Consider the following 16,139-nt stretch of genomic DNA (forward strand, 5'->3'; position numbering starts at 1 on the left):
GGGGCTGGGGCGGAGCCCCGGATACGGGGGCTGGGGCGGAGCCCCGGGTTCGGGAAGGGGCGGGTAGGGGAAAGACCCGCCGACCCGCCGGGGTCGGTGCTCGCCCTCCGCTTGGTCTCGCGGGCCCACTGCCGTAACGGGCCGTGGCCGTAACAGATCGCTGCCGCAGCGGGCCGTCACCACGTCACCACAGGCTGAGCAGCGCCTCCACCGAATCCGGACCCGAGGACCGGCCGTCCGGGAGGGCCAGCTCGAACCAGACGGTCTTGCCGAGCGGGGTCCGGCGGCTCCCCCAGCCCGCGCTGAGCAGCCCGACCAGCTGAAGCCCGCGCCCGCCCTCATCGGTGTCCCGGGCGCGCCGCCGCCGGGGCTGGACCAAACCGCCGTCCCAGACCTCGCACACCAGCGTGCGGTCCAGCAGCAGCCGCAGCCTGATCTCGCCCTCGCCGTACCGCAGGGCGTTCGTCACCAGCTCGCTGACCAGCAGTTCGGTGGTGTCCACCAGATCGTCCAGGCCCCAGGACTCCAGCTGCTCCCGGGCCAGTTCGCGGGCCCGGCCCACCGACTGCGGGGCGCTGGGCAGATGCCAGTCGCCGACCGACCCGGCCGACAGGCCCTGCACCCGGGCCATCAGCAGGGCGATGTCGTCCTCGCCGTGGTGGGTGTCGAGGGTGCTCAGCACGTGATCGCAGACGTCTTCGAGGGAGCCGGCCGCGGCGTTTCCGCCGTCGGCGCCGTCGGAGGTGTTGAGGGCGTCGCGCAGCGCCTGGAGCCCCTCGTCGAGGGTGTGGTCGCGGGACTCGACCAGGCCGTCCGTATAGAGGGCCAGCAGCGCGCCGTCGGGGAGCTCGACCTCGATCTCCTCGAACGGTTCGCCGCCGACGCCGAGCGGCATCCCGGGCGGGACCTCCATCAGCAGGGCGTTCTCACCCGGTTCCACGAGGACAGGGGGCGGATGTCCGGCGTTGGCGAATGTGCAGCGCCGGGTGACCGGGTCGTAGACGGCGTAGACACAGGTGGCGAGGTAGACCTCGGTCAGATCGGAGGAGTCGGCGGCGGCTCTGCCACGTGCGAGGGCGCGTGAGCCCGGCCGCGAGCCGGTGTGCGAGCCGCCCGGAGTGCCGAGGCCGCTGGCGATCTCGTCGAGCGCGGAGAGCACCTCGGCGGGCTCCAGGTCGAGCAGGGCGAGGGTGCGTACGGCGGTGCGGAGTTCGCCCATGGCCACGGCGGCGCGCAGCCCCCGCCCCATGACGTCGCCGACCACCAGCGCGGTGCGGTGCCCGGGCAGCTCGATCACATCGAACCAGTCGCCGCCCACCTCGGTCGCCGCGTTCCCCGGCAGATAGCGGCACGCGATATCGAGCCCGGCGGCCTCAGGGTCGCCGGGCGGGAGCAGACTGCGCTGGAGTATCAACGCGCGTTCATGTTCTCTGCGATACAGCCGGGCGTTGTCGATACTGACGGCCGCGCGGGCGGCCAGCTCGACGGCGAGCGCGCGGTCCCGCTCACCGAAGGGCTCGCTGCCCTTGGTACGGGAGAACTGGGCGAGGCCGACCACGGTGTCGCGGGCGACCATCGGCACCACCAGCGTGGACTGCAACATGGCGCCGAGCTCCAGGCTCTCGCTGCCGTCCCGGCCGGGGACGACCCGCACCTGGGCGGTGCGCAGGGCGTGGGCGCACAGGGAGTTGAAGGGGTAGCGGTGTACTTCGCCGACCTGGATGGGTTTGGGGTCCTCGACGGTGTTGACGCGGCAGATGTCGCCGAAGGGGACCGGGCCGTCGGAGACCGCGCTGGCGAAGGCGACGCGGCGCAACTCGGCGCTGCCGTCGGCGAGTCCGGGCGGGGTCTCGTCGCCGGAGAGCAGCCCCTGGTAGAGGTCGACGGAGGCCAGGTCGCAGAACTGCGGCACGGCCACGTCCAGCAGCTCGCGGGCGGTGGTCTCCAGGTCCAGCGAGGTGCCTATCCGGGCCCCGGCCTCGTTCAGCAGGGCCAGATTGCGCCGTACGCCCGCGGCCTCCTGCTCGGCGCGGCGGCGGCCGGTGACATCCGTGGCGAGCCCGGCGACGCCGATGGGGCGGCCGGAGCCGCTGTGCAGCCGGTAGAGCGACACCGACCAGCGGCGGCGGTCGGGGCTGCCCGGCGTCAGGCCCACGATCGGCATATCGGTCAGCGTCTGCCCGGAGTCCAGGACCTGGCGCAGGGCGGCGGCCAGCCGGTCGGCCTCGCCGCGCGGCAGCAGATCGTGCGGGGTCGTACCGCGGTACTCCTCGACGGGGCGGCCGAAAACCTTGGCGAAACGCTCATTGACGCGGAGGATCCGCAGGTCGGTCCCGAAGAGGAAGAAGCCGAGCGGAGATTGACCGAAAACGGCCTGTGAAGAAGCAAGATCGGTTTCCAGCCCGCGCAACGCGCTGACGTCGACCGCGATACAGAGCGCGGCCCGCTTCCCGTGCTCATCCTGGCCCGGCATCACATAAAGCTCGGCGATGCCATGTCCGCTCGGCGCCTGGGCGTTACGGTAGGGAACCAGCCCGGTCCACTCCCGGCCATCCAGGATGTTGGCCACCGCGCGCTGACCGGTCTCCTGGAACTCGGGCGGAACGAACGCCTCCACCGGGTCCCTGCCGATCGCCTGGTCCGCCGTCAGGCCCAGCAGCTCCGAGGCGCGTTCACTCCACTGCGAGATCCGGCCGTCGGACCCCAGCGCGAAGGAGGCCACACGGATGTAGTCATAGATCGAGCCGGGCGGGCTGCTCTGCCACACCGCCGACATCGAGGACATGGGCGACATGTCGGGCACCGGGGATCCCTGTGACTTCGGCGACACCTGCGAACCAACCGTCTCCTCGGGCATCTCAGCCCTCGCTGGCTTCTCGCTCATGCGCCCGTCCCCTCCGGCTCAGGTGCTCCGACCGGCCTCAGATAGCCGAGTATCCAGCACTTCGGCCATCCCGAGTACGGTCTTCACGATCACAGCACTATCTCAGCCCGCCATCAGTGTCCGTCCCGGCTTTTGGTGAAGCGCTCATGATCGGCGCTCCCCCTCACTCCTAACCGGGCGGAGGCGGCTCGAACCCCATGGATTTTCCCGTGTCGGGCGCCGAAAAGCCCCTATCCGGGACGATTCTCAAGGAGTGCGCGGACGGGTCTCCCCTGCGTCCCCGGTCGTGGCCGCGCGCAGCCTGCGCATCGCCTCCGCCACCGCGGGGCGGTCCTCGTCCAGCCAGTCCACCTCGTCCACCCGGTCCGGGGAGAGCCAGCGCAGCTCGTCGTGGTCCTCCAGCGGGCGCGGTTCACCGGAGCGCAGGGCCGCGGTCCACACCCTCAGCACATAGCCGGGCTTCAGCGCCCACTCCCCCGGCAGCGGTTCGAGCGGCTCGACCTCGACCCCGAGCTCCTCGCGCAGTTCACGGACGAGCGTCTCCCGCGGGGTCTCCCCGGGCTCGGCCTTGCCGCCGGGAAGCTCCCAGCGGCCGGCGAGCTCGGGTGGGGCGCTGCGCCGCGCGGCCAGCAGCCGCCCCCGGTCGAACACCGCTCCGCCCACCACCACGCACACGCTCATGGGCCGCACCCTAGCCCCCTGGCCTGCGCCGGAGCACACCAGGGCCCCGGGGCGGGCGCCCCGGGACCCTGGATGTCATATGTCGTGCCGCGGGCCAAGCGGCCTCGCTGAAGTCCGGTGCGGTTCGGGTGCGCCCCGAAGGGGCGCGGGACCGTGTCGATATGCGGCTCCGCCGCGTGGGCGCGACCGGCCACGACGCAGCCGCGGATGAACGACCGCACCTCGCGACACTTCCAGCGGAGCGCTTAGCCGGACTGACGGGATGCGGCGGTCCGCTCGACCACGTACAGCTGCTCCTGGCCCTCGCCCTCGAGCCGGTCGGCCACCTCCTGGGCCTCCGTCCTGGTGGCGTAGCGCCCGACGCGGTAGCGGTTGCCGTTGGCGTCCTGGCGGATCACGAGCCAGGGCAGCACAGCGTTCCCGTCACTCATCTCCCCGACCCCTCCGCTGTGGCGCGCCCGGGCGCACGATCCCGCGACACCGTTAAGGAAATCCCGATCCGCATATGCCCGAGCCTACGCCCTACCTTCACGCAGCGGATACGTGTTCTTACAACGAGGCACTCATCCGGCCATGTCCCAAACGTCCGCCCCGGCCTTCACCGGGTCGCGGTCACCGTCGGCAGCGGCATCAGCACCGGCTGGCCCGTGGGCGCCTTGCGGCAGACGTCCCCGCATTCGGCGTCCAGCGAGCAGCACAGCGAACAGACGGCTCCCGCCCGCACCGGGCAGTCGGCGATGTCCGGCAGTTCGTACGCCGTCTCGCACGAGGCACACAGATGGGTGGCGGTGAGGTCCGGGACCTCGGCACCGGGCCCGTTCACCGTGTTCTCCCGCGCCAGGTAGTAGCGGCCCTTGGTGAGCCAGGCCAGCAACGGGCAGAGCACCAGGGCCAGACCGCAGGCGATGAAGGTCGAGAACGCCTCCGCCACCTCCCCGAAGACCCCGAAGAAGGCGACGATCGAGACTGCCGAGGCGATCACCATCGCACCGAATCCGGCGGGGTTCACCGGGTGCAGATACGCCCGCTTGAACTCGATGTACTTCGGGCTCAGCCCGAGCGGCTTGTTGATGACCAGATCGGCGGCGACGGCGGCTATCCAGGCGATGCCGACGTTGGAGTAGAAGCCCAGCAGCTTGTTGAGCGCCGCGAACATATTCATCTCCATCAGCGCCAGCGCGATGGCGAGGTTGAGGAAGATGTACCAGACCCGGCCGGGGTGGCGGTGGGTGACGCGGGAGAAGAAGTTGGACCAGGACAGCGAACCGCTGTAGGCGTTGGTCACATTGATCTTGATCTGGGAGATCACCACGAAGACCGCGGCGGCGGGCAGCGCGACCGAGCCCAGCCAGGGCTTCAGCGCCTCGATCTGCGGGGCGATGGGCTCGAGCGCATGGGTCCCGCCGACCGCGTCGAGCGCCACGAAGGCGAGGAAGGCGCCGCCGATCTGCTTGGCCGCCCCGATGACCACCCAGCCGGGGCCGGCGGCCAGGACCGCCAGATTCCAGCGCCGCCGGTTCTCCGCCGTCTTCGCGGGCATGAACCGCAGATAGTCGGCCTGCTCCCCGATCTGCGCGATCAGCGAGAGCGCGACACCCGTGCCCAGGCCGTATCCGATCCAGTCGAAGCCGGAGCCCGCGCCCTCGGTCCCGCCGAAGGAGGTGAACGCGCCCCAGGAGTCCGGCGCTTCGAAGGCCAGCACCACGAACGGCAGGACGAGCCCGATCAGCCAGAACGGCTGGGTCCACGCCTGCACCTTGGCGAGCGCGCCCATACCGCGGAAGACGATCGGGATCACGATGAGGGTGGTCAGCAGATAGCCGACCGGCAGCGGGATATGGACGGCCTGGTGCATGGCCTGCGCCATGATCGAGCCCTCCAGCGCGAAGAAGATGAAGGTGAAGCTGGCGTAGATCAGAGAGGTCAGCGTGGAGCCGAAGTAGCCGAATCCGGCGCCGCGGGTGACCAGGTCCATGTCCAGGCCGTAGGTCGCACAGGCGCGGGCGATGGGGATCCCGGTCAGGAAGATGATCGTCGCCGCGGTGAGGATCGAGGCGACACCGCTGGTGAAGCCGTAGCTGAAGACGATGGACGCGCCGATGGCGAAGTCCGCGAGATAGGCGATCCCGCCGAGCGCCGTCGAGGCGACCATGGGCGGCGACCAGCGGCGGTAGGAGTGGGGCGCGTAGCGCAGCGAGTAGTCCTCGCGGCTCTCGTCGGCCGCCAGCCGGGCGTAACTGCGCCGCGAGGCCCTGGGGGTCGCCGCTCCCGCCGCGGACGGCCCCGCCTCGGGCGCGACCGCGTCGACCGAATCCGTCATACCGGCGTCCCCTGTCACTCGGGCCTTTCCCTCACGCCCGAGGACGGTAGGAGCCGCGGGTGACGGACGGCCGCGAGGCGGCATTGCCGGACGGTTACGGCGGCGGGGCGGCGGTTAAGTCGCGGTAAGACGCCCCGGAACGGGCCGCCCGACTATCGGAGAGTCCCGGCGGGGGCTCACTTCACCGGCAGCCGATAGGCGATCCGATAGCGCTCGGCCAGCACCACCACATCGGCGGTCTCCACCGGGCGGCCGCCCGCGAAATACGTACGCGAGGTGACCATCACCCAGTGGCCCGGCACCCCGCCCAGCGCCAGCACCTCCTCGGCCCGGCCGGGGCGCGCGCCGACCTCCTCCGCCACGTTGTCCACCACCAGGTCGAGGGCGGCCATCCGGTCGACGACCCCGCGCCCGGCCAACGGCCCCTCCTCGGGCAGTATCACGGGCGTACGGCCGGTCAGCGCGAGCGGCTCCCATGAGGTGGAGAGCATCACCACCTCCCCCAGCGACCGGAACACATAGCGGGTGCGCATCACCCGCTCCCCCACCTCGATCCCCAGCCGCCCGGCGATCTCCCGCCCGGCCCGCTCCTGCTCGCTGTCGGCGTCCCAGGTGCCGGTGATCCGGTCGTCGGCCTGCTCCTGCCGGAACGGCGTGGTCTCACCGGCGGTATGGAAGCCCCCGCGCACCACCCGCCGCGGCACCGGCTGCGCCCGCACATACGTACCGGACCCGGACCGCCCCTCGACCAGTCCCTCGGCCATCAGCACCTTGCGCGCCTCCAGCGCGACGGTGTCCGAAACCCCGTACTCCTCCCGGATCCTGGCCTGGGACGGAAGACGCGCATGCGGCGGCAGCTCACCCGCGGCGATCTTCTTCCGCAGATCGTCGGCGACCCGGAGGTATGCGGGCTGGTCACCAAAGGCCACGTGCACTCCCTGGGTTGACAGTCAGCAACAGCTTGGCAACCCAGTGTTGTCAATTGCAACTCAAGGCCAGAGCTTCACTAGAAGTGGTGAACGGCAGCTCAGGGACGTTTAACCCGCCGGGTGGCGGGGCCGTCAGGGCCGCCGCGAGGGGAGTGGCTCAAGCGCGGGCCAACGGGAGAGTACGGCGCCGCGCATGGCCATCGCGAGCTGTCCCAGATTCCCGAGCTCGCCGCCGCCGGCGGTCATCCGGCCGACGATCCCGAGACGGTGGACGAGCCGCTGCCGGGCGGTGGCGGTGCCCCACCGCCAGTCCCCGTCGGGGACCTTGGACAGATGGTCGGCGGTCCCCCGGTACGCCCGCTCGACCAGCGCATCGCCGCGAAGCAGCCAGCCCGCGCAGGCGTCGGTGAGATCGTCCCGGACGTCGGCGCCCGTCGCATGGCGCCACGCGATGCGGTAGGCGGCCTCCGCCGCGTCCAGCAGCGGCTGGGCCGGGGCCGTGACGCACCAGCAGGTCGGGAAGCCGATGCGAAGGTAGGCGAGCTCCACGAGCCCATGGCCGAGCGCGGCCTGTTCGAAGTCGATGAACCTGGTTCCGCTGCTGGTGTGCATGTCATTCCCCGGGCAGGGATCGCCGTGCAGCAGGGCATGCCCGGACGCGTGGGTCAGGCGGTTCACGAGGTCGTCCAGCTCGGTCCACACCGCGGACGGCACCGTGCAGCCGAGCGTCCGCGCGAGCGCGAGGAAGGAGCCGATGTCATCGCGGGTGGGGCCGGACCAGGCCGGGAGAAGCCCCACGTCGTCAGCGCTGGTGGCCGCGTGGAGCCGGGCCAGCGCCTCGGCGTAGCCGACCACCCAGTCGTCGGCCGGCGGCTGCTCGTCCAGGTACTCCAGGACCAGCACCCGCTCGACGGGGTCGGCCCCGAGAAGCCCCGGTACGACGGGCGGATCGACCCGGGACGCGAGCCGCAGCGCGGCCACCTCGCGGGCGTATCGCTCGGCGGCCTCCGGCCCCTCGATGAGCTGCTTGACCACCACCGGAATGCCGGACAGCTCGGCCCGCCAGACCCGTGACCGCGGACTGCTGCCCAGCCTGCGAGCCCGACGGGGCGAACCCAGCTCGGCCCGCAGTCTGTCCCCTAACGGCGGCTGTGCCCACATGGCCCCATGCTCCCATGCGCGCGAAAACTGCTGCCGATTTACGCGGGCCCCGAGAAAGCCGGGCGCGGGTCGTCGCCGTACCGGAGCCAGGGCGCGTCGGAACGCTGATCGTGCGGGCGGCGCGGGCAGGTCCTGCTGTCCGCCGGGCGGGCCCGGCGGCCGCTAGGCTCGTGAGAACCACCCTCGACGCAAGGAAACCGAGATGGACGACGCACCGCGGTCGGAGCGGGCGGAGCGCGATAACACGCGGATCGGACGGCTGCGCGCGGTGCCCCTCGTCCCCGGCGAATCCCCGGCACCCGAGCCGGAGCGGGGATGAGCGGGGCACGGGCGGGGCGCCACCTGTCACGCGTTCTGCCCGGCGTACTGCTGCTCGCGCTGTGCGCGGGCTGCACCGGTGGGGCCGGGGCGCAGGACGCGGCCGGGGTGTCCGGTGCCGGTGCGGGGTCCGCCGGGGTCGGTGACGCGCTCTTCCCGCGGCTGGGCAACGGCGGCTACGACGTACGGGGCTACCGTCTCGCCCTCGACTACACGCCCGGCTCCCGCCATCTGAACGGCACCGCCCGGATCACCGCCCGCGCCACCCGCGCCCTGAGCTCGTTCCATCTCGACCTCGCCGGGCTGCGGGTGCGGAAGGCCACGGTGAACGGGCGCCCCGCCAAGGCCGCCCGCAGCGGCAGCGAGCTGGTCCTCACCCCCGCCTCGGCGCTCCCCGAGGGCCGCGATTTCACGGCCACCGTCGTCTACGACGGCAGGCCGAAGACCTTCACCGGCGAGGACAGCGGGAAGGAGGGATGGCTCCGCACCCACGACGGCGCCGTGGCCCTCGGCGAGCCGACCGGGTCCATGACCTGGTTCCCCGGCAATCACCACCCCTCCGACAAGGCCGCCTACGACATCGCCGTCACCGTGCCCGAGGGCTACACCGCCGTCTCCAACGGAGAGCTGAAGGACCAGAAGACCCGGGGGCGCCGCACCACCTTCCGATGGCACGCCGGCGAGCCCATGGCAAGCTATCTGGCCACGGTCGCCATCGGCCGCTTCGGCGTCCGCACCACGACCACCGGCGAGGGCCTGCCCTCGTACGTGGCCGTCGACCCCGCCGAGGCCCGCGGCGCCAAGGACATCGCCGACCAGGTTGACGACGTCATCGCCTGGGAGAGCCGCGTCTTCGGGCCGTACCCCTTCTCCTCCACCGGCGCGGTCGTGGGCCACCTCCCCGGCCTCGGCTACGCCCTGGAGACCCAGACCAAGCCGTTCTTCGACGCGGCCCCGGACAAGACGCTCGTCGTGCACGAACTCGCCCACCAGTGGTTCGGCGACTCGGTCACCCCCCGGGTCTGGAAGGACATGTGGCTCAACGAGGGCTTCGCGACCTACGCCGAATGGCTGTGGGAGGAGGACCACCACGGCCGCACCGCCCAGCAGGTCTTCGACGACTTCTACGACGGCACCGACGACGAGAGCGAGGGCATCTGGGACTTCCCGCCCGCCGACCCCCCGAACGTCGCCAGCGTCTCCGACCCGCCCGTCTACGGCCGCGGCGCGATGGTGGTGCACCAGGTGCGCCGGGCCGTCGGCGACAAGACCTTCTTCTCCATCCTCCGCACCTGGCTCAAGGACCACCGGCACGGCAACGCGGACACGAAGCAGTTCATCGAGCTGTGCGAGAAGAAGTCCGGCAAGGATCTGACCCGCCTCTTCGACACCTGGCTCTACGGCGAGGGCAAGCCGAAGAAGCCGTAGCGGACCGGCCCGCGTCAGGGGAGCCGGGGGCAGGCCCGGCCGAGGAGCCGGCGGCAGACGTTCGCGCCGGAGGAAGTCCGACTCGTCATCGAGGTCGTCTCCCCCGAATCGGCCCACCGGGACCGAACGGTCAAGCTCCGCAAGTACGCCGAGGCCGGGATTCCCCACTACTGGCGCATCGAGGACGAGGGTGGAATGCCCGTCGTCCACGTCTATGAGCTCGACGAACCGACCGGGGCCTACGCCCCGGCCGGAATCTTCCGCCACAGCCTCCAGCGGACGGTTCCCTTCAAGATCGACATCAATCTGAACGACCTCGCCCCCGATACAAACAGGTGAGAGACGGGGGCCGGACCCCGAGAGTCCGGCCCCCGTCACCGCGATTCCTCGGACATGCTCCGGTCGGCGGGGGCGAAGACCTTCGCGAGGGCCAGGATGAGCAGACCGGCGACGACGATCATCGCCACGCCGACCCGCAGGCTGATCCGGTCGCCGATGAGCCCGACCAGGGGCGGTGCCGCGAGGAAGCCCACCCTGGCGAGCCAGGAGACCACGGCGACCCCGTCGGAGCTGCGGATGCCGGGGATGGTGGCGGCCGCGTGCATGGCGGAGGGGAAGAGGGTGGCGGCGCCCAGGCCCGCGCAGGCGAACGCGGCGATCACCGCCGGGGTCGAGTGGGTGAGCAGGGCGAGGGACAGGGGCACCGCGATGAGCAGCCCTCCCACCCGGGCGACCGGCACCCGGCCGTACCGGTCCACGACCCGGTCCCCGGTGAACCGTGCGATGGTCATGGCGGTCTGGAACGCGACGTAGGCGAAACCGGCCAGCCATGCGGAGGCCCCGTAGTCGTCCTGGAGCAGGGCCGATCCCCATGACGCGGGGGTGTCCTCGACCACGGACGACATCGCCAGCAGCAGCCCGAGGAGCAGCAGCGGCAGCAGGGCCGCCTTCAGTCCGGCGCGGGCCGCCGTCGCGGCCGGGGAGGATTCGGGCGTGGCCGGGGAGGCTTCGGGCGTGGCCGGAGCCGTCTCGGTCTGCCGCGCCTCCGCCGATGTCGGTGCCTCGTCCTCGTCGCGGCCGGGGAGCAGCAGGGGCCACACCGCCACGCCCAGCACGGCGAGGAGCGCCCCGATGCCGAGGAGGTGCCAGCGCAGCGGTACGTCCGCACCGGCCAGTGTGGTGGAGAGCAGGCCGCCGACGACCGCGCCCACGCTCCACAGCCCGTGGAAGCTGCTCAGGATGGACCGTCCGTAGCCCCGCTGGACGCGCAGGCCATGGGTGTTCATCGCGGCGTCCATGATCGCGTCGAGCACGCCGAGCAGGAACAGGCAGCAGGCGAGCATGGCCCACACCGAGGCGAAGGACACCAGGGGAACGGCGGCCGCGAAGCCGAACGCGCAGAGCGCGGCGAGGCGGCCGCTGCCGATACGGGCCCCCATCGCACCCGCGAACAGCCCGGCGACCAGGGCCCCGACCGGCATGGCGGCGATGGCCGTGCCGAGCGCGGTGTTCGACAGCCCGATGCTGTCCCGGATCTCGGGCAGCCTGGGCACGATATTGGCGTAAGCGATGGCGTTGATGAAGAAGAGCAGGAAGACCGCGGCGCGGGCCCGGCGCAGCAGTGCGGAGGGCGGCGGCGGTCCCCCTTCACGTGGGCGGCTCGTGTCGGGGCGGCCGTCCGGTGCCGGGGGGTGGGCGGGCGGTGCGGACTCGGTCACGGGCTCTCCTCGAAATGAGTCGGGGATGGGGTCGGGGATGGGCTCGGGGATGGGCTCGGGGATGGGTGGGGGATCGGGGATGGGTCGGGGATGGGTGGGGAGGTTGGTGAAGGGTCAGACCGCGGTGCGGTCGTCCTCGGCGGCGTCGGGGCGCTCGGCACTGTCACGCTCGGGGGCGTGGCGCTCGGGAGCGTTTCGCTCGGCGCCGTAGCGCTCGGGGGCGTGCAGTGGTGCGGCCGCGCCGACCAGTCCCGAGTCGGCGCCGAGCGCGGCGCGCCGGACCACCGCGCGCCGCACGAATGGCAGTCCGGCGAACTCGCGCATACCGGCGTCGATCGCGTCGAAGAGCAGCGGGCCCGCCTGCGCCACCCCGCCGCCCACCACGATCAGGTCGAGGTCACAGACGGCGCACACCGAGGTGAAGGCCGCCGCGAGGGCCCGTCCCGCCTCCGCGAAGACACGGCGGGCCACCGGGTCGCCGGATCGCGCCGCCTCGGCCAGGTCGGCGGTGGTCGCACCGGCGCCGCCGCGGTTCCCCTCCGGCCCGGTCCAGCCGGCGGCGAGCGCGCGGGTCAGCAGCGCGGTGCCGCTGGCGGTCAGTTCCAGACAGCCGCGGCTTCCACAGGGGCAGGCCGGACCGTCCGGGTCGGTGACGATATGCCCGATGTGACCGGCGTTGGCGGACGGTCCTGGCCAAGGTCGACCGCCCAGGATCAGACCGCCGCCGACCCCCGTCGACACCGTGCAGCCCAGCATGGCGTCGGCGCCCCGCCCGGCACCGGCCCAGTGCTCACCGACGGCGACGCAGATGCCGTCCCCGACGAGGGTCACCGGCACTCCGGGGGCCCATGCGGACGCCCAGGCGACGACCGGCGCGTCACACCACACGGGGATCATCACCGGGGCGATGGTCCCGGCGGCCGGATCGACCGGACCGGCGGACCCGATGCCGATGCCGCGCACCCCGCCGAGCGCCGCGGCGCGGGCGAGGGGAGCGGCCGCTGCCGCCGTCACCACGGCCCACGCCTCCTCGGGCGCGCCCGCCGCGGGGGTGGGTACGACGACCCGTTCGGAGACGGCGGCGTCCGGGCCGACCAGGGCCACCGCGGTCTTCGTACCGCCGATGTCGACGGCGAGGACCGGCCGGGGGTCGGCGGACTCATACGGGGAAGGCGGCGGGGTGGGGATGGGCGTGGGGTTCATGGCGGCTCCGTGGGGGTGGGATGACCCGGGGGGGGTTGGTCGCGGCTGAGGACCCGGAGGGTTGGTCGCGGCTGAGGACGGCTTGCCCGGCGCGGCCGCCGCCGGACGTCCGGCCGGGGCTTCCGGCAGGAGGCGTCCGGGGGCGCCTCCTGCTTCCGGCTTCCGGCTTCCGGCTTCCGGCTTGGACGCTTTCGGCTGCGGACGAACAGCCGCAACCGGACTGCCACGGGCAGATGACCGCAGACGGACAGCCGCGGACAGACGGCCGCGGACGGCGGCGGACAGCTCACCCAGACGGCTCACCGACAGTGACTCACCTCGGCGGCTCACCGATGTCGATTCACAGAGGCAGGTCACAATCAACGACTCACAGACGCGGTTCGCGGAGTGGTTCACAGATAGCGGACGCGGTGGCGCAGACTGCCCGCTATCCGGCCGGTCCGTAGCGCCGCCCGGACCAGCCAACGGGCGCGGGCCGTGCCGGAGCGCAGCAGATCGCCCGCGTGGAGCAGCAGACGCCCCCACTCGCGGCACGCCCCGGCCGTCGACGAGCGGGGCATTCCGGCGGCGGCGAAGCGGCGGTAGAGCATCGGGTGCGAGCGCCCGTAGCGGAAGTACTGGCGGGCCATGTCCGAAGGGCGGTCCCGCAACTGGTAGTTCACCACGGCCGCGGAGGCGAAGACGAGTGCGGCGCCGGACAACTGCGCCCGCCAGAAGAACTCCACATCGTCCGAGCCATAGGTGTACGCGGGGTCGAATCCGTCCAGCCGCTCCCATACCTCCCTGCGCACGGCGCAGTTGGCGCCCCAGGGGTACGGCAGGAAGCCGAACGAGTCGGCGAGGCCGGGCACCGCGGCCGGGGGGCGGGCGGCGAGCGCTGCCGCACTGTTCAGGGAACGGCGCTCCAGGGCGCCGCCCGCGGCGGGCGCCGTCTCCAGCGCCCGGACCAGGGCGGACATCCAGCCCGGGGTCACGAGGTCGTCGGCGTCGCAGAACAGCAGCAGGCGCCCGCGGCTGTGCCTGCACCCGACGTTACGCGCCCGGTTGACTCCGCCGCTGCCCGCTTCCCGTATCACGCGCAGGGCGGGCAGCGCGGACCGGCGACTCTCGGCCACCTCGGCGGTGGCGTCGGACGACCCGTCGTCCACCACGACCACCTCCCAGGGCCCGGTGTGGTCCTGTGCGGCGAGCGCGTCCAGCTGCCGTCCGAGCGTGGCGGCGGCGTCACGCGCGGGAACGATCACCGACACGAGGTCCTCCTCCGTGCCATGGACGGCGGCCGGTGACGACGAGGACCCCGGCTCGGGCCGTACGGCGGGCTGTGCGGCGGGGGGTACGGCGGGCCGTGTGGCGGATTCGGGTGGCGGAACGCCGCCCGCCCGAGCGCCCTCGGCGGGCCCCGCGCCGCCCACCGCCCCGCTTCCGTCACCCGTCACAGGACGGTTCCCGTCGCCCGTCACGGGACGGTTCCCGTGGTCCGTCGCTGGACGGTTCCCGTGGTCCGTCGCTGGACGGTTCTCCCGGACCATCACGGTGCGTTGCGCGGGTGGGGCTGGCGCGGGACCGCCCGCCCTGGTCTGGCCACGCCGAAGACGCAGGTCAGGACCCGTTCGATGGAACACAGGTCGGGCAGGACGGCATCGGCGCCCGCGGCGAGCAGATCCGTCTCGGTGTACTGGCCGGTCGCGACGGCGACCACCCGGGCGCCGCCCTCGACACCGGCGGCCACGTCCCGCACGGTGTCGCCGAGCAGCACCGTGTTCGTACGGTCGAAGCGGACGCCGTACCGCTCACCGGCCCGGCGTTGCGCCAGCGGCACCAGACGGGCCCGTACCGGGTCGTCGGAACCGTAGGCGCCCGCGTCGAAGTCGACCAGTTCCTCCAGTCCGAAGGCGGCGAGTTTGCGGTGCGCGTTGGGCCGCAGATTGCCGGTGAGCAGGGACTGCACCGCGCGCGGATCGTCGCGCAGGGCGGCCAGCGTCACCAGTGCGCCGGGTAACCGCCGCCCCTTGGCGCGCAGTTCCCCGTCGGCCTCGCGCAGAGCGTCGGTCATCGCGGCGGCGGCGTCCTCGGCGGAGACGCCGGTCACCCCGTGGCGGGCGAGCAGTTCGGCCATGATCTCCGGCTCGGTACGGCCTTCGGTGGGCACCGTGCACTCCGGCTGGGCGCCCGTCAGCGCGGTGAACGCCCGCGGGTAGACGGAGCGGCCGGCCGGTCCGCTGACCAGCAGGGTGTAGTCGATGTCCCATAGCACCAGGGTGAGCATGCGTTCCTTCGCTTCGCGGGGGCTTTCGCTGCGCGGCGGTTTCCGATGCGCCGTTCGTCGCGCCGTTCGTCACGTCGCGGCTTTCGCCTCGTGGCGGTTTTCACTGTGCCGCGGTTTTCGCTGCGCCGGGGGGGCTTTCGCTTCGTGGCGGCCTTCGGTTCGTGGCGGCTTTCGCTTCGTGGCGTCTTCGCTCCGTGGCGGCTTTCGGTTCGCGGGGCCCACCGTGTTCCGGGCCCGGTCCGCCTCGGTGGCCGCCGACCGCCCGGGGTCCGCGCCGCCCGCGGTCAGGGCAGGTGGTAGGGGCCGCGGGTGGCGGCGCACCGGGCGGCGTGTCCGGCCGCCGCGGCCAGGGCCTGGGCCGGGAGGTCGGTACGGCCGAGGGCGTGGGCGAGGGCGGCGGCGAAGGTGTCGCCCATGCCGTAGCTGTCCACTTCCGGGCCGGGCGCGGGCGCCGCCCGGTAGCGGCCCGCCGCGCCGCCGGCCTCCAGGTATGTGCCGCCCTGCCGCCCCTCGGTGCGGACGACCAGGCCGGGCGCGGTGTCGAGCAGCGCCGGATCGTAGCGCTCGGCCGGGTCGGCGGCGCTCCCGGCGAGCGCGTCCACCCGTATCCCCGAGGCGGCGACGGTGGCCAGCTCTCTCAGCGTCGCGGTCAGCACGCGTGCCTGCCGGGCCTGTTTGAGCACCTCCGGCGCCCCGGCGACGAAGTGCACCACATCGCAGTGCGCCAGGTCGGACCAGGGCAGCGCGTCGTCCAGGGACGGCTGGAGGCGGGGTCCGAGCGTCGTCGTGGTCCGCTCACCGGTGTCGTCGACCAGGCTGACCGCCCCTCGGGTGGCCTCCGTACGGGTCGCGGCCACGACCCGTACGCCCAGGCGGCCGAGGATGTCCTCGGTCCGCCGGGCGGCGGCGTCGTCCCCGAGGGCCGTGAAGAACGTGGTGCGCCCGGCGAGCGCGGCCATCTGCACGGCGGCCACGGCACCGCCGCCGGCCGGGCCCTCCCAGACGACATCGGCGTGGACCACCTCGCCGCGCTCGGGCACACGAGCGACACGGGCGATGCTCGTCCACTCGACATGCCCGACGACCGCCGTCCGGATCGCCGACCCGGCGTCCCGTGCTCGCCCCATGCCGTTCCCCTTGCGCCGACAACCTGTCACATTCATGCTGACGAGAAGTCACATTCAAAGTCAACAACCACGTCGGGGGGAGAGTTTCACACGGCGGACACGGT

General features: G+C 72.7%; 12 protein-coding genes and 1 pseudogene. 2 read left to right on the forward strand and 11 right to left on the reverse strand.

The features are described from left to right. Positions 1-184: 184 nt before the first annotated feature. From AB0E24_RS02690 to AB0E24_RS02715, 6 genes are all read right to left on the reverse strand, one after another. Positions 185-2,884, reverse strand: a complete 2,700-nt coding sequence (locus tag AB0E24_RS02690; protein WP_099014871.1) for a SpoIIE family protein phosphatase — start codon at positions 2,882-2,884, stop codon at positions 185-187. A 246-nt stretch (positions 2,885-3,130) separates the two neighbouring features. Beyond that, positions 3,131-3,565 carry a (deoxy)nucleoside triphosphate pyrophosphohydrolase gene (locus tag AB0E24_RS02695; protein ID WP_359374510.1) on the reverse strand — a complete coding sequence of 145 codons (435 nt, stop codon included), beginning with the start codon at positions 3,563-3,565 and terminating at the stop codon, positions 3,131-3,133. Between the two features lie 245 nt (positions 3,566-3,810). Next, on the reverse strand, positions 3,811-3,996 hold the full coding sequence (locus AB0E24_RS02700) for an SPOR domain-containing protein (protein WP_069864418.1): 186 nt from the start codon (positions 3,994-3,996) through the stop codon (positions 3,811-3,813). A 167-nt stretch (positions 3,997-4,163) separates the two neighbouring features. After that, positions 4,164-5,885, reverse strand: a complete 1,722-nt coding sequence (locus tag AB0E24_RS02705; RefSeq protein ID WP_359374513.1) for a purine-cytosine permease family protein — start codon at positions 5,883-5,885, stop codon at positions 4,164-4,166. A gap of 176 nt (positions 5,886-6,061) precedes the next feature. Continuing rightward, positions 6,062-6,814, reverse strand: a complete 753-nt coding sequence (locus AB0E24_RS02710) for a GntR family transcriptional regulator (RefSeq protein WP_069864422.1) — start codon at positions 6,812-6,814, stop codon at positions 6,062-6,064. A 132-nt stretch (positions 6,815-6,946) separates the two neighbouring features. After that, the gene (locus AB0E24_RS02715; RefSeq protein WP_359374514.1) at positions 6,947-7,975 is read right to left on the reverse strand and encodes an aminoglycoside phosphotransferase family protein; all 1,029 of its coding nucleotides are present in this window, start codon (positions 7,973-7,975) and stop codon (positions 6,947-6,949) included. Positions 7,976-8,290: 315 nt separating this feature from the next. Here AB0E24_RS02715 and AB0E24_RS02720 point away from each other — a divergent pair, with 315 nt between their 5' ends. Both AB0E24_RS02720 and AB0E24_RS02725 read left to right on the forward strand, forming a co-directional pair. Then, positions 8,291-9,721: a M1 family metallopeptidase gene (locus AB0E24_RS02720; RefSeq protein WP_359374516.1), complete on the forward strand. Its 1,431-nt coding sequence runs from the start codon at positions 8,291-8,293 to the stop codon at positions 9,719-9,721. 42 nt (positions 9,722-9,763) lie between these two features. Beyond that, positions 9,764-10,060, forward strand: a pseudogene (locus tag AB0E24_RS02725) (Uma2 family endonuclease); the annotation flags it as partial. 35 nt (positions 10,061-10,095) lie between these two features. On the opposite strand, the gene AB0E24_RS02730 reads toward AB0E24_RS02725, so the two are convergent. The 5 genes from AB0E24_RS02730 to AB0E24_RS02750 form a co-directional block, all read right to left on the reverse strand. Beyond that, on the reverse strand, positions 10,096-11,439 hold the full coding sequence (locus AB0E24_RS02730; protein WP_232637576.1) for an MFS transporter: 1,344 nt from the start codon (positions 11,437-11,439) through the stop codon (positions 10,096-10,098). Positions 11,440-11,553: 114 nt separating this feature from the next. Continuing rightward, positions 11,554-12,642 carry an ROK family protein gene (locus AB0E24_RS02735; protein WP_359374517.1) on the reverse strand — a complete coding sequence of 363 codons (1,089 nt, stop codon included), beginning with the start codon at positions 12,640-12,642 and terminating at the stop codon, positions 11,554-11,556. Between the two features lie 392 nt (positions 12,643-13,034). Beyond that, on the reverse strand, positions 13,035-14,078 hold the full coding sequence (locus AB0E24_RS02740) for a glycosyltransferase family 2 protein (protein ID WP_359374518.1): 1,044 nt from the start codon (positions 14,076-14,078) through the stop codon (positions 13,035-13,037). 92 nt (positions 14,079-14,170) lie between these two features. After that, positions 14,171-14,908 (reverse strand): HAD hydrolase-like protein, encoded by a 738-nt coding sequence (locus AB0E24_RS02745; protein ID WP_093704403.1) that lies wholly within the window; start codon positions 14,906-14,908, stop codon positions 14,171-14,173. Between the two features lie 284 nt (positions 14,909-15,192). Further along, a complete protein-coding gene (locus AB0E24_RS02750; RefSeq protein ID WP_069864435.1) occupies positions 15,193-16,035 on the reverse strand; it encodes a PfkB family carbohydrate kinase in 843 nt (280 codons plus the stop codon). Between the last annotated feature and the right edge of the window lie 104 nt (positions 16,036-16,139).

The organism is Streptomyces malaysiensis subsp. malaysiensis, from assembly GCF_040653035.1.
In the GTDB taxonomy this organism is placed as follows: domain Bacteria; phylum Actinomycetota; class Actinomycetes; order Streptomycetales; family Streptomycetaceae; genus Streptomyces; species Streptomyces malaysiensis.

Coding starts and splice junctions, on each gene's coding strand:
- AB0E24_RS02690 (WP_099014871.1), bottom strand. CDS start 2,884: ATGAGCGAGAAGCCAGCGAGGGCTGAGATGCCCGAGGAGACGGTTGGT.
- AB0E24_RS02695 (WP_359374510.1), bottom strand. CDS start 3,565: ATGAGCGTGTGCGTGGTGGTGGGCGGAGCGGTGTTCGACCGGGGGCGG.
- AB0E24_RS02700 (WP_069864418.1), bottom strand. CDS start 3,996: ATGAGTGACGGGAACGCTGTGCTGCCCTGGCTCGTGATCCGCCAGGAC.
- AB0E24_RS02705 (WP_359374513.1), bottom strand. CDS start 5,885: ATGACGGATTCGGTCGACGCGGTCGCGCCCGAGGCGGGGCCGTCCGCG.
- AB0E24_RS02715 (WP_359374514.1), bottom strand. CDS start 7,975: ATGTGGGCACAGCCGCCGTTAGGGGACAGACTGCGGGCCGAGCTGGGT.
- AB0E24_RS02720 (WP_359374516.1), top strand. CDS start 8,291: ATGAGCGGGGCACGGGCGGGGCGCCACCTGTCACGCGTTCTGCCCGGC.
- AB0E24_RS02735 (WP_359374517.1), bottom strand. CDS start 12,642: ATGAACCCCACGCCCATCCCCACCCCGCCGCCTTCCCCGTATGAGTCC.
- AB0E24_RS02745 (WP_093704403.1), bottom strand. CDS start 14,908: ATGCTCACCCTGGTGCTATGGGACATCGACTACACCCTGCTGGTCAGC.
- AB0E24_RS02750 (WP_069864435.1), bottom strand. CDS start 16,035: ATGGGGCGAGCACGGGACGCCGGGTCGGCGATCCGGACGGCGGTCGTC.